The organism is Flavobacterium sp. MDT1-60, assembly GCF_014844035.1.
In the GTDB taxonomy this organism is placed as follows: Bacteria; Bacteroidota; Bacteroidia; order Flavobacteriales; family Flavobacteriaceae; genus Flavobacterium.
This window is the reverse complement of the sequence record NZ_CP062159.1, coordinates 926,603-939,745: the sequence shown is the minus strand read 5'-3', so window position 1 is coordinate 939,745 and position 13,143 is coordinate 926,603. Positions and strand designations below refer to the sequence as shown.

The following is a 13,143-nucleotide window of genomic DNA, read 5'->3' as shown; positions in this document are numbered from 1 at the left end:
AAAATGCGTCAACTAGAAAATTGATTTTAATTAGCTGCATTTCCAAATTATCTAATTTTCTCATTGACAAATTATCTAATTATGAAACAAGTTAAATCAGTAGAATACGGATTAGAAAAAATATTTGAAGGAGCACAAGATTTCCTTCCATTATTAGGAACAGACTATGTAGAATTCTACGTGGGAAATGCAAAACAATCGGCACATTATTATAAAACTGCTTTCGGATATCAGTCATTGGCCTATGCAGGATTAGAAACCGGAGTAAAAGACAAAGCATCTTATGTTTTGAAGCAGGATAAAATAAGAATTGTTTTGACAACACCTTTAACGCAGGATTCTCCAATTCACGCACATCTTCAAAAACATGGCGACGGTGTAAAAGTCGCTGCTCTTTGGGTTGAAGATGCGAGAAGTGCTTACGAAGAAACTATGAAACGTGGCGCTCGTTCTTTTATGGAACCAACTGTGGAGTCAGATGAATTTGGAGAAGTAGTTCGCTCCGGAATTTACACTTATGGAGAAACCGTTCACATTTTTGTAGAAAGAAAAAACTACAATGGGGTTTTCTTGCCAGGTTACAAAGAATGGAAATCAGACTATAATCCAGCGCCAACCGGATTGAAATATATTGATCACATGGTTGGAAATGTGGGTTGGAATGAAATGAATACCTGGGTAAAATTCTACGAAGATGTTATGGGATTTGTTAATTTCCTGTCTTTTGATGACAAACAAATCAATACTGAATATTCGGCTTTGATGAGTAAAGTAATGTCTAACGGAAACGGAAGAATTAAATTCCCAATCAATGAACCAGCTGAAGGAAAGAAAAAATCTCAGATTGAAGAATATTTAGATTTTTACGGTGGACCTGGAATTCAGCATATTGCCATTGCGACGGATGACATTATAAAAACAGTTTCTGACTTAAAAGCACGTGGTGTTGAGTTTTTATCTGCTCCCCCACACACATATTACCAGGCAATACCAGAAAGATTAGGTGTTCATATGGATATGATGAAGGAAGATTTAAACGAAATTGAAAAATTAGCCATCATGGTAGATGCCGATGAAGATGGTTACTTATTACAAATATTTACAAAACCAGTTCAGGACAGACCAACTCTATTTTTCGAAATTATTCAAAGAATGGGCGCAAAAGGCTTCGGTGCAGGAAACTTTAAAGCCCTTTTTGAGTCAATTGAGAGAGAGCAGGAATTGAGAGGAACTTTGTAAAAACGCAATATTTTTACATTATGTAGAAAAATTCTCTGTAAAACGATGGTTTTTATGCAAATGTTATGTTAAACTCGCCTTTTGCTATTTCTTTTTTGAACTTTCTGCATATCTTTGCACTCGCAAATCAAGAAGGGGTGGTTTCCTTCTGAATTGATATAAATTTCATAATTTATAGTTTTTTGGTTAGTTAATAGCATAAAAACTCAGTCATTCCTTGACTGAGTTTTTTTGTTTAGGTACATTTGGAATAGAATTTGCATTTAATTACCTTTATAATAAATGTAAAGATTGTACTATGAAAAAGCTAGTTCTCATCATATTAATTCTCACTACCCTGGCATTTGACACTCAAAAAGAAGATGCATTTGGTACGGGAGAATACTTCAAATTCAGAATTCACTACGGAATTGTCAATGCAGGTTATGCTACACTCGAAATTAAAGAAGCTACAATAAACAATAAAAAGGTACATCATGCTGTGGGTAAAGGTTATACAACCGGCATGTCTAAGTTTTTCTTTAAAGTAGAAGATTTATATGAAAGTTATTTTGACAGGGAAACCGGCAGTCCATACCGTTATATTAGAAAAATAGACGAAGGTGGTTATACGAAAAACCAGGAAGGAATTTTCAATCAGGCAGAAAATCGGGTGTTGGTAAAAGATTACAAACGAAAGACTGAAAAAACAATTGTTATTAATGATAATGTGCAGGATATAATTTCCTCTTTTTATTATCTGCGAAATCATCCTAATATTGACAAACTGAAATCAGGCGATGCTATTACAATTGACATGTTCTTTGATGAAGAAATCACAAAATTTAAGTTAAAATATATAGGTCGTCAGGATATTACAACTAAATTTGGAACCGTTTCTACTATGGTATTTAAACCACTGGTACAAACAGGAAGAGTTTTTAAAGAAAAAGAGAGCGTAACGCTCTGGATAACAGACGACAATAATAAAGTTCCGGTACGAATAAAAGCGGATCTTGCCGTTGGATCCCTGAAAGCAGATCTCGACGAATATAAAGGATTGAAATATCCATTTAAAGCAAAAAAATAATGAACCTTACTGATCATTCAGAATCAATCTTAAAAGAAATTGACCTTAAATTTCAAGCTATAAATCAAAAAACAGACGTACAGCTTGAAGGCTTGCTTTGGTCAAAACCAATTACCTATTGGGATTATATTCAAACTGATGCGCTTTTAAATTTACAAATACAACGCACCACACTTCCTGATGAAATGGTTTTTATTATGTACCATCAGGTAAACGAATTAATTTTTAAGATGATTTTGTGGGAAATAGATCAAATCGCCGACACAGAAAATATTCAGGTGGACTTTTTTAGTGAAAGATTATCAAGAATCACTCGTTATTTTGATATGCTTACCAATTCGTTCAGTATTATGGAAAACGGAATGGATATCGATCAGTATATGAAATTCAGAAACACGCTGACTCCGGCAAGTGGATTTCAAAGTGCGCAATATCGCTTAATTGAATTTGCTTCTACTGATGTAATCAATTTAACAGATCGCAGATACAAAGCAAACTTTGATGAACATACTGATTTAGAAACTAGTTTCGAGCATTTATATTGGCAAGCAGCAGGTAAAGATTATCAAACAGGCGAAAAATCATATTTACTGCAGGAATTCGAAAAAAAATATAAAGACCAGTTTTTAAGACAAATGTCTTCCTTCAAAACTAAAAACATTTGGCAAAAATTTACCCAGTTACCAGAAAAAGATCAACAGAATGATGAATTGATTCAGGCAATGCGTCATTATGACAAAACCGTGAATATTACTTGGGTTATGCAGCATCTAAACACTGCAAGAAAGTACATTTTGGAAAGCGGAAAAGGCAACGGCGAAGCCACCGGCGGAAGTGACTGGCAAAAATATATGCATCCAAAATACCAAAGACGCATCTTTTTTCCTAAATTGTGGACCGAAGATGAATTGTCCAATTGGGGAAATGAAGAAACCATTTAATTTCCCAAAAAAATTAAAAAGTTTGAAAAAAGCATTCGTAATTATAATCGTTTTATTATCAATATTTTCATGTAATAAAAACGATGAAAAAGTTGAAACTAAAATCACCAAACCAAAAACTAAAAAAGTAGAATTTGGTTTTAATTACGCCGACTTTAATGTTGTTAATGACACCATATCAAAAGGAGATTCTTTTGGATCCATTATTCAAAATCAAAATATTGGAGACAAACAGGTTTATAACATTGTTGAACAGGTAAAAGATTCGTTTAATGTTAGAACTATTCGGTATAACAAACCCTATACCCTTCTTCGCTCTAAAAATAAAACCAACAAATTACAAGTTTTCATTTATCAGCCAGATGCACTAACCTATTACGTCGTTGATTTCAGAGATAGTATTGCGAAAGCCTATAAAAAAATAAAACCGGTTACCTTTAAACGCAAAATAATAGGTGGCGTTTTAAAAAGTTCATTGTCTGAAACTTTAGGCAATGCAAGTGTAGAAACAGCTTTAGCCAGCAGAATCACCAAAGTGTTTTCATGGTCAATTGACTTCTTCAAACTTAAAAAAGGAGATCGTTACGGTCTGATTTTTACCGAGCGTTTTATTAATAATAAAACTTATGATGGCGTTGAAGATCTGGAAGCCGCCTTTTTTGAATACAAAGGAAAAATCGTATACGCCTTCCCTTTTGAAAAAGATACACTTTCAGGAAAAGTCGAATATTATGATGATCAGGGAAAAACACTGAAAAACTTCTTCTTAAAAACACCAATCAAGTTCAGCCGAATCACTTCCAGATTTACAATGAATAGATTTCATCCTGTGCAACACACCTGGAAAGCACATAAAGGAACTGATTATGCCGCTCCAACCGGAACACCAATTTCTACAACTGCATCCGGAGTTGTAGAAGCTACAGGTTATACTGCAGGAAATGGAAACTTCGTAAAAGTAAAACACAACGGAACCTACTCTACTCAATATTTGCATATGTCAAGAATTCTCGTGCGTCGCGGTCAACGCGTTACACAAGGACAAACTATCGGATTAGTTGGAAGTACAGGATTAGCTTCTGGCCCACACGTTTGTTACCGATTCTGGAAAAACGGAATTCAGGTTGATGCACTTCGATTGAACTTGCCAACCGGAGAATCGTTGACAGGAAATGACAAAACGCGTTTCTTAAAACAAATGGAGCCATTGAAAAGAGAATTGGATAGTATTGGAAATTTGTAAATCTCTGAAATCGAAAGTAGAATGAAAAATGCACGTCTTAAAGCAATTTACAATGAAACTTTTTCAGGTTTAAAACTATTTTACAGAGATACTGATTTGCCCGACAATTTAATTTCAAATTATAAAATTGGACAAATAATTCAGGAAAAAGGATTTACTGATATGTCATCTATGGGCGGTGGACTTTCTGGAAATATCAGATATTTAATTGCAAGTGCCCATCCAAAAGATTTATCAAAATTCAATCCTGACTCTGCAAAAATTGGTCATTTTCTTTTAGATACTATCGCTTACTTTAAAATATTGGATATTCAGAAAATTGAAAATAAAACACAGGTTTTCCTTTTAAACATTCCAGACAATTCGATTTCGCTTTTTAAAAATTCATCTTCAAATCTGGAAGAAGAAATTATAGAAAAAGCACGAAAAAAATTTAAGGATAAAATTCATTTGGAATTAGTTACAGAACTTCAAACTGAAGATTGGAAACAAAGGACAAAATCTCCTCTTGGAATGAATAATAATGGTGAATTGTTTTTTGATGATTCGAAAATCAAAATTGAATCACCTAAAAGAATCGAAATCAATACCGAGAAAAAAATTATTGAAGTTAATAAAAAGCCCTGGTGGAAAATTTGGTAATCGAAACCAAATAGATCATTTACAAAACTTCTTTCTAAATTCCGACGGATTAATTCCCTTATGTTTTCTGAAAACTTTATTCAGGTGACTTTCATCAGAAAAATGCAATTCATCTGCAATTTCATTAATGCGCATATCGCTGTTTAAAAGTCTAGCTTCAATCAATCTTAATTTGTAATTTGAAATGTATTCCTGAAGCGTTTCGCCGGTTTGTTTCTTAAAATATTTTCCTAAGTAATGAAGTGAAATATTAAATTGTTCACTTATTATATTTGCTTTTAACTGCTTTGGATCGTAAATATTTTCCTGAATATAATGCAAAATTTCAAGAACCATTTCTCCCGTAGTTTCCTTAATATTCTTCGGTAGTTTCAAGGCTATATTTCTTGCCACAACAGTTATAATTGCATTAACAATTTGCTCGATAATTCTTTGATGGTAAATCTGTTGATTACTTTGCTCATTAATAATACTTTCAATAAGTGAAGCGATTAAAGGTTTGTCAATTTTATTTTTGAGAATACATCCTGGTCGATGACTTGCATTTTGAAGAATATATTCCATTCGCAACACCGTTTCACTTTGTGGGTTTTGAGAATTTGCTTTGACATAATATTCATTAAACCGAAGAAAAAAGAATTTCGTTACCGTTGAAATTTCGAATGAATGAACATCTTGCGGTGTTACAAGAAACAGATTCCCTTTTTGGTACTGAAATTTATTATTGTTTATAATCTGAATTCCGGTTCCATCGACAACATAAATCAATTCAAAGAAATTGTTTTTCCGAATTGTTTTCGGAAACTGCTCTAATTCCTTAAAGTCAACTTCAAAAGGAAGATATAAATTCTTATCTGTCATACTGCTAAAATACAATTTTAGTACCAATTAGTACAATTTTAGACGAAAGCTAATCTCCTAATTTTGTTTCAGATAAGAACTTAAAAACTACAAAATGAAAATTCTTTTAATTGGAGCAAGCGGAATAATTGGTAAAATACTAGAACCCGCTTTGGCAAAAAATCATGAAATTATTTCGGCCGGAAGAAACAGCGGTGATTTTAGAATCGATTTATCAGATTCAAATTCTATAGAAAAGTTATTCAGCGAAATTAAAAATATTGATACCTGTATATGTGCCGCTGGCGATTGTTACACAGGAGATTTACTTTCGGTTGACCAAGAAAAAATAAATATTGGCATTAAAAATAAATTACTGGGACAAATCAATCTGGTTTTAATTGGACAAAAACATTTAAACGATAACGGATCATTTATACTTACTTCCGGAAAAATGGCCGATAAACCAGTAAAAAACAATAGTTGCAAAGCAATTGTTAATGGTGCGATTAACAGTTTTGTGCTTTCAGCTTCACTTGAATTAGAAAGAGGAATTAGAATAAATGCCGTTAGTCCCGCAAAAGTTTCAGACATTCCGATTGAAGATTTAATTAGTGCTTATTCAAAAAGTATTGATGAGGGAATAAATGGAGAAATTATCAAAGTAAACTATTAAAATTTTAAAGATGAAAAAGTCAACAACTATATTATTCTTGCTTTTAGCTCTAAATACAGCTATTGCTCAACAAACAAAATCAGTGATGAAAACAGAAATTTTAGGTTCCTGGACTTTGGTTTCTGTTGAAAACATAAATTCAGATGGAACAAAAAATCTTCCTTATGATGTTAATCCGAAAGGCATTTTATTTTTTGATGGAAAAGGGAATTATGCTATTGAAATATATAAAAATGAAAGACCAAAAATAATTTCGGGCGATAAAAACAAATGCACACCAGAAGAAAATGCTTCGATTGTTCAGGGAAGTAATACCCATTTTGGGGAATATGAAATTGATGAAACGAACAAGATTATTATTTTTAAAATAAAAACGGCATCGTTCCCAAACTGGGAAGGAACAATTCAAAAGAGATCGTATTCTTTTCTAAATAATGAACTTAAATATGTTGTAACCAACACAACGCAAGGCGGAAAATCTGTTACGGCTGAAGTTGTCTGGAAAAAATTGTGATGTAGATTCATAAAAAACGTTTTCGTAACTATTTGTTATATAATTGTGAAGCTTTACCCTATTACGAGTTATTTCAGTATTTTTGTGTTTTTAAAAACCACTTATAACCACTTCTCAATTAAATACAAAAATGGCTTTAAACACAACAAACCCAACCGGGACTGAAGCGTGGAAAAATCTGCAAAACCACTATAATGCAATTCACGAAACAACGATACAAGAATTGTTTCAACAAGATAATGCACGTGTTGAAAAATTCAATTTACAATGGAATGACTTTTTAGTAGATTATTCTAAAAATAATATTAGTCAGGAAACTATTTCGCTTTTATTAGAATTGGCAAATTCAATTGGATTGAAAGATGCGGTTTCTCAATATTTTAGTGGAGAAATCATCAACCAAACAGAGAACAGAGCCGTTTTACACACAGCATTACGTGCGCCGGAATCAGCAGTTATCAAAGTTGATGGAGAAAATGTAATTCCGGAAGTTTACGAAGTAAAAAATAAAATCAAAAACTTTACAAACGAAGTTATTTCGGGAGAAAGAAAAGGTTTTACCGGAAAAGCCTTCACCGACATTGTTAATATTGGAATTGGAGGTTCAGATCTTGGTCCGGTTATGGCAGTTGAAGCCTTGCAATTCTATAAAAATCACTTAAATCTACATTTTGTTTCGAATGTTGATGGTGATCATGTAAATGAAGTAATCAAAAAGTTAAACCCTGAAAGTACTTTATTTTTAATTGTTTCTAAAACTTTTACGACTCAGGAAACTTTATCAAATTCTGAAACTATCAAAGAATGGTTTTTAAAATCGGCTTCTCAGGAAGACATTGCAAAACACTTTGTGGCTGTTTCAACAAACATTCAAAAAGTAACCGAATTCGGAATTAATCCGAACAACGTTTTCCCAATGTGGGATTGGGTTGGAGGAAGATTTTCTTTATGGAGCGCCGTTGGTTTAAGTATAGCTTTGGCGGTTGGTTTTGATAATTATAATGAATTATTGAAAGGTGCTAATGAAATGGACGACCATTTCAAATCGGCTGAATTTGACGAAAATATTCCGGTAATCTTAGCATTGTTAAGTGTTTGGTATAATAATTTCTTCGGAGCTGAAAGCGAAGCCTTGATTCCTTATACTCAATATTTACAAAAATTAGCTCCATACCTGCAACAGGCAACTATGGAAAGTAACGGTAAAAGTGTTGGCCGTGATGGAAAGCCTGTAAACTATCAAACCGGAACTATTATTTGGGGAGAACCGGGAACGAACTCACAACATGCATTTTTTCAGTTAATTCATCAGGGAACAAAATTAATTCCAACAGATTTCATCGGATTCGTAAAACCGTTATACGGAAACGAAGATCACCATGATAAATTGATGTCAAACTTTTTTGCTCAGACCGAAGCTTTATTAAACGGAAAAACTCCGGCACAAGTTCAGGCTGAATTTGATAAACAAGGACTTTCTGCAGAAAAAGCATCTTATTTATTGCCCTTTAAAGTTTTCACAGGAAACAAACCAACTAATACCATTTTGATTCAAAAATTAACACCGAAATCTTTAGGTTCGTTAATTGCTTTATACGAGCATAAGATTTTTGTTCAGGGTGTTATCTGGAACATTTTCAGCTTTGATCAATGGGGAGTTGAATTAGGAAAACAATTGGCAAATTCAATTTTAGATGAAATAAATTCAAAAACGGTGAATAATCATGATAGCTCAACATCATTTTTGTTGAACCACTTTTTGAAGAACAAATAGTAGACTTTTTAGGGTTTTCCATAACTTACTGAAACGCTTTAATTTAACATAAATTAAGGCGTTTTTTTCGTATAAAAAAGCCTCTTAAACATATCTAACAACCGACTATTGCAAGTTAACACCTACAGCACTGTTCAGATTAATATGATTTTAACAAAAAACAAGTACCGAAATTCAAAAAACTATTGTTTTATTTAATGAAAAAAGAAAAAATCATTTTAATGCGCAACACATTAGATAAAACTTGCTTTTCTTAACATTTTGATAACACTATCTGAGTTATTTGTTATAATTTTGCCAAAAACAATAAACTAAATAACAAATGAAGACAATGAAAAATTGGTTACTTACTGGACTATTGTTCATGATAGTTTCAACCGCATTTTCTCAAGGAAAAATTACTGGTACAATTACCGACGGTACGGGTTCTTTGCCAGGAGCTAACGTAGTGATTAAAGGCTCTACAACAGCTACTTCTACAGATTTTGACGGTAAATTTACTCTTAATGCAACAAGTAGTACAGGAGAAATCGTTATTTCTTTTTTAGGTTATCAAAGCCAAACTGTAAAATTTTCAGTAGCTAGTGGATCTACTGCTAATTTAGGAACAATCGTTTTAGCATCTAACTCAAACGAATTGAGCGAAATTGTAGTAAAAAGTACTACAATAGATATTGCAAAAGACAGAAAAACTCCTGTTGCAGTTTCTACAATTAAAGCCGCTGAAATTCAGGCAAAATTAGGAAACATGGAGATTCCTGAAATGTTAAAAAGCACTCCATCTGTTTATACAACTAAATCTGGTGGTGGTTATGGAGATTCTAGAATTACAATTCGTGGATTTAGCCAAAATAATATAGCTGTAATGGTTAATGGTATGCCAGTTAACGATATGGAAAATGGAGCTGTTTTCTGGAGTAACTGGGCTGGTTTAGGAGACGTAACTTCGTACATTCAGGTTCAAAGAGGTTTAGGTTCTTCAAAATTAGCAATTGCTTCTGTTGGAGGAACCATGAACTACATAACTAAAGCATCAGATTTGAAACAAGCTGGTACTATAAGTACTACTTTAGGAAACGATAATTTCTTCAAATCAAACGTTGCATACAACACCGGTAAATTAGACAACGGATTCTCTGCATCTGTATTATACAGCCACACTCAAGGAGATGGATATGTTGACGGAACAAAATTTAACGGAGACAACTATTATATTGGTCTTGGCTATGCTACAAAAAACAACAAACATGATTTCCAACTTACTGTAACTGGTGCTCCACAATGGCACAATCAAAGATCAACTTTCATTACGATCGCACAGTATCAAAAATATGGTTCAGCTACTGATCCAAACATCAAATATAACTCTGACTGGGGATATAAAAATGGGCAAGAATTTAATATGGTAAGAAATTACTATCACAAGCCTATTGTTTCATTAAACTGGGATTACAAAATTAATGAAACTTCTAAATTATCAACTGTAGCTTACGCTTCTTTCGGACGTGGAGGAGGTTCCAGAGGAGCAGGTGGTATTAGAGGTTTTAACTATGTAAATAATGCATTTAGAACTGCTGACGGTTTAATTGATTATGATAAAATCGTTGCCTATAACTCAGGGCAAACTGTAAACATTAACGGAACAAACTATACACGTACAACTAACGGTACAAGTGGTCAATTTCAAAACAGTTCAGCTACAGGTTCACTTACAAACTCTACAACTGGTATATCTCAAATTTCTTCAGTTAACTCACACAACTGGTATGGTGCAATTATTAACTTCAACAAAAAATTCACTGACCATTTAACTTGGGATATTGGTGTTGACGTGAGAGGTTACAAAGGAATTCACTATCAAAACGTAAATAATCTTTTAGGTGCTACTTCTTATCTTGACAATTTTGATGTTAACAATCCTAATAGAGTATTAACAGAGACTTATTCTACGTACCCAGCCTGGAACGTTTTTAAAAGCACAGATGATGAGCAAAAGATCAACTTCTACAATGATGGTAATGTAGTATGGTATGGTGGATTTACTCAATTAGAATATTCTACAGATAATTTTACAGCATTCGTTCAGGGAGCACTTTCTCAACAAGGATTTAAAAGAGTTGATTACTTTAAATATCTATCTTCTAATCCATTATCTAGTACAGGTTACGAAAATATCCTTGGTGGTAATGTTAAAGGTGGTGTTAACTATAACATTAATGAGCACCATAATGTATATGTTAATTCAGGATATTACTCAAAACAACCATTCTTTAATGCAGTTTATCCAAACAATGCATCTTTAGTAAATGGTAACTTGACAAACGAAAAGATCTTTGGTGTAGAAGCTGGTTACGGTTTCCGTTCAAGAATTTTTACTGCAAACGTAGACATATATCGTACTTCATGGAAAGACAGATACCAAAGGTCTAATGATGGAGATGTAACCAACCCTGGAGGATACTATGATTTCGCTGGAATTACAGAAATCCACTCAGGTATTGAGTTCGCTGGTACTGCTAAAGTACTTCCTAACCTTACGCTTACTGGTATGTTCTCTGTTGGAGACTGGCAATATGAAGGAACAAGTACAAGTAATCGTTACGATTCAGGAAACAATCCTATTGGTGGTGGAACTGCTACAACATTATACCTTGATGGTGTAAGAGTTGGTGATGCTGCTGCAACAACAGCTTCTTTTGGGGCAACTTACGAAATTATTCCACGCTTTAGTGTTGACGCAAATATCAACTACTTTGATAAACTGTATGCTGCGATCTCTCCGGGAGCATTTACTTCTGCAACTAACAGGGGTGCATTAGAATTACCTTCTTACAATACAACTGATGCTGGTTTATCTTACAAATTACTGGTAGGAAAAAACAAAAGTAATTCAGTTGGATTCAGATTAAATGTAAACAACGTATTTGACTATACTTACATTGCTGAATCAAAAACAAATATATTTGCAGCTGACGTGCCTACTGTATCAACATACAAAGGTATCGCTACTACAAACCAGGTATATTTTGGTTTTGGTAGAACCTGGAACTTTAGCTTACGTTACGATTTCTAATATTTAGAATCTAAATAAATATCATAAACGGCATTGACTTTTAAGTTTGATGCCGTTTTTTTATAGCCTTTTTTGTTATATTTGTTTTGAACAAAAAACCTGTTTTATGTATTATTTTCTACAAAAATTCCATTCTGGATGGGCTTATCTGGCATTATTACTTTTATTAATTGCAGTTGTAAATGCTATTTTAGGATTAACTTCTAAAAAAGAGTTTACTGCCAAAGATCGAAAGATTTCTTTGTTTGCCTTAATAGGGACACACACTCAATTATTGATTGGTTTAATTCTTTATTTTGTTTCTCCTCTTGGAAAAGCTGCTTTTGGAGAAATGTCTAATGCTGAACTTCGATTGACTTCATTAGAGCACCCTATAATTAATCTTATAGCAATTATTCTGATCACTATTGGTTGGTCAAAACATAAAAAATTAATTAATAGCGAAGCGAAGTTTAAAACTTTTGCTATTTTTTACGGATTAGGATTATTACTTATATTAAGTAGAATTCCTTGGAACCTATGGTTCTAAAAAACCAATTAAAGCCCTTAAAATAGGGCTTTTTTTATCTCGGCATATTATTTGTACAAACTCCCCAAGTCTGAAAAAGAATAACCCATGAGAATTAAAAAAAACATTTTACTCAGCGCATTTACTATAACTTTTTTAAGTTGCGTTACTTACGTTATGAGTCAACAAGTCAGGTCAACAGAGCCTAAAATTACGCAGGACACTATTAAAAACAACAAAACAGGCCAAATCGCTTTACCTATCGATTCTGTTTTTACAGACAATGGTTTAAAATTAAAACCATACAAAAAAAATGCACATGCTTCCTATTATGCCGATAAATTTACAGGCAGAAAAACTGCAGACGGAAGCAGATTTGACAACAATAAATACACCGCTGCGCACAAAAAACTTCCATTTGGAACCAGAATAAAAGTGACAAACGAAGCCAATGGAAAGTTTGTTATTGTGAAAATAACAGACAGAGGCCCGTTTGTTAAAACCCGCGAATTAGACCTTTCAAAAAGAGCTTTTATGGACATTACCCGAAGCAAAGGTTCCGGTGCAATGAAAGTCACTATTGAGACTATAATAGAATAAAGAAATCCCGCCTTATAGCGGGAT

General features: G+C 33.2%; 12 protein-coding genes. 11 read left to right on the top strand and 1 reads right to left on the bottom strand.

The features are described from left to right. Positions 1-78 precede the first annotated feature (78 nt). The 5 genes from hppD to IHE43_RS03830 all read left to right on the top strand — a co-directional run bounded on the left by hppD (position 79) and on the right by IHE43_RS03830 (position 5,134). On the top strand, positions 79-1,239 hold the full coding sequence (gene hppD, locus IHE43_RS03850) for a 4-hydroxyphenylpyruvate dioxygenase (RefSeq protein WP_192188153.1): 1,161 nt from the start codon (positions 79-81) through the stop codon (positions 1,237-1,239). A gap of 298 nt (positions 1,240-1,537) precedes the next feature. Beyond that, the gene (locus tag IHE43_RS03845) at positions 1,538-2,308 is read left to right on the top strand and encodes a DUF3108 domain-containing protein (protein WP_192186761.1); all 771 of its coding nucleotides are present in this window, start codon (positions 1,538-1,540) and stop codon (positions 2,306-2,308) included. Then, positions 2,308-3,249, top strand: coding sequence for a tryptophan 2,3-dioxygenase family protein (locus IHE43_RS03840; protein WP_192186760.1), 942 nt, complete (start codon positions 2,308-2,310; stop codon positions 3,247-3,249). Before IHE43_RS03845 ends, IHE43_RS03840 begins: the two co-directional genes overlap by 1 nt. Before the next feature lie 22 nt (positions 3,250-3,271). Further along, entirely contained in the window at positions 3,272-4,492 is a 1,221-nt protein-coding gene (locus tag IHE43_RS03835) for a peptidoglycan DD-metalloendopeptidase family protein (RefSeq protein WP_192186759.1), read from the top strand. Between the two features lie 21 nt (positions 4,493-4,513). Further along, positions 4,514-5,134 carry a hypothetical protein gene (locus IHE43_RS03830; protein ID WP_192186758.1) on the top strand — a complete coding sequence of 207 codons (621 nt, stop codon included), beginning with the start codon at positions 4,514-4,516 and terminating at the stop codon, positions 5,132-5,134. A gap of 15 nt (positions 5,135-5,149) precedes the next feature. On the opposite strand, the gene IHE43_RS03825 is transcribed toward IHE43_RS03830, so the two are convergent. Beyond that, complete coding sequence (locus IHE43_RS03825) at positions 5,150-6,022, bottom strand: AraC family transcriptional regulator (protein WP_225585367.1); 873 nt, start codon at positions 6,020-6,022, stop codon at positions 5,150-5,152. Positions 6,023-6,089: 67 nt separating this feature from the next. Here IHE43_RS03825 and IHE43_RS03820 point away from each other — a divergent pair, with 67 nt between their 5' ends. The 6 genes from IHE43_RS03820 (at position 6,090) to IHE43_RS03795 (ending at position 13,119) form a co-directional block, all read left to right on the top strand. Further along, positions 6,090-6,650, top strand: coding sequence for a short chain dehydrogenase (locus IHE43_RS03820; RefSeq protein ID WP_192186757.1), 561 nt, complete (start codon positions 6,090-6,092; stop codon positions 6,648-6,650). Between the two features lie 10 nt (positions 6,651-6,660). Further along, on the top strand, positions 6,661-7,164 hold the full coding sequence (locus IHE43_RS03815) for a lipocalin-like domain-containing protein (RefSeq protein WP_192186756.1): 504 nt from the start codon (positions 6,661-6,663) through the stop codon (positions 7,162-7,164). A gap of 130 nt (positions 7,165-7,294) precedes the next feature. Next, positions 7,295-8,938 carry a glucose-6-phosphate isomerase gene (gene pgi / locus IHE43_RS03810; protein WP_192186755.1) on the top strand — a complete coding sequence of 548 codons (1,644 nt, stop codon included), beginning with the start codon at positions 7,295-7,297 and terminating at the stop codon, positions 8,936-8,938. Positions 8,939-9,260: 322 nt separating this feature from the next. Further along, on the top strand, positions 9,261-12,011 hold the full coding sequence (locus IHE43_RS03805) for a TonB-dependent receptor domain-containing protein (protein ID WP_192186754.1): 2,751 nt from the start codon (positions 9,261-9,263) through the stop codon (positions 12,009-12,011). A 106-nt stretch (positions 12,012-12,117) separates the two neighbouring features. Then, on the top strand, positions 12,118-12,540 hold the full coding sequence (locus IHE43_RS03800) for a hypothetical protein (RefSeq protein WP_192186753.1): 423 nt from the start codon (positions 12,118-12,120) through the stop codon (positions 12,538-12,540). 87 nt (positions 12,541-12,627) lie between these two features. After that, positions 12,628-13,119: a septal ring lytic transglycosylase RlpA family protein gene (locus tag IHE43_RS03795; RefSeq protein WP_192186752.1), complete on the top strand. Its 492-nt coding sequence runs from the start codon at positions 12,628-12,630 to the stop codon at positions 13,117-13,119. Positions 13,120-13,143: the final 24 nt, after the last annotated feature.

Coding starts and splice junctions, on each gene's coding strand:
- IHE43_RS03845 (WP_192186761.1), top strand. CDS start 1,538: ATGAAAAAGCTAGTTCTCATCATATTAATTCTCACTACCCTGGCATTT.
- IHE43_RS03840 (WP_192186760.1), top strand. CDS start 2,308: ATGAACCTTACTGATCATTCAGAATCAATCTTAAAAGAAATTGACCTT.
- IHE43_RS03830 (WP_192186758.1), top strand. CDS start 4,514: ATGAAAAATGCACGTCTTAAAGCAATTTACAATGAAACTTTTTCAGGT.
- IHE43_RS03820 (WP_192186757.1), top strand. CDS start 6,090: ATGAAAATTCTTTTAATTGGAGCAAGCGGAATAATTGGTAAAATACTA.
- IHE43_RS03815 (WP_192186756.1), top strand. CDS start 6,661: ATGAAAAAGTCAACAACTATATTATTCTTGCTTTTAGCTCTAAATACA.
- pgi (WP_192186755.1), top strand. CDS start 7,295: ATGGCTTTAAACACAACAAACCCAACCGGGACTGAAGCGTGGAAAAAT.
- IHE43_RS03805 (WP_192186754.1), top strand. CDS start 9,261: ATGAAGACAATGAAAAATTGGTTACTTACTGGACTATTGTTCATGATA.
- IHE43_RS03800 (WP_192186753.1), top strand. CDS start 12,118: ATGTATTATTTTCTACAAAAATTCCATTCTGGATGGGCTTATCTGGCA.
- IHE43_RS03795 (WP_192186752.1), top strand. CDS start 12,628: ATGAGAATTAAAAAAAACATTTTACTCAGCGCATTTACTATAACTTTT.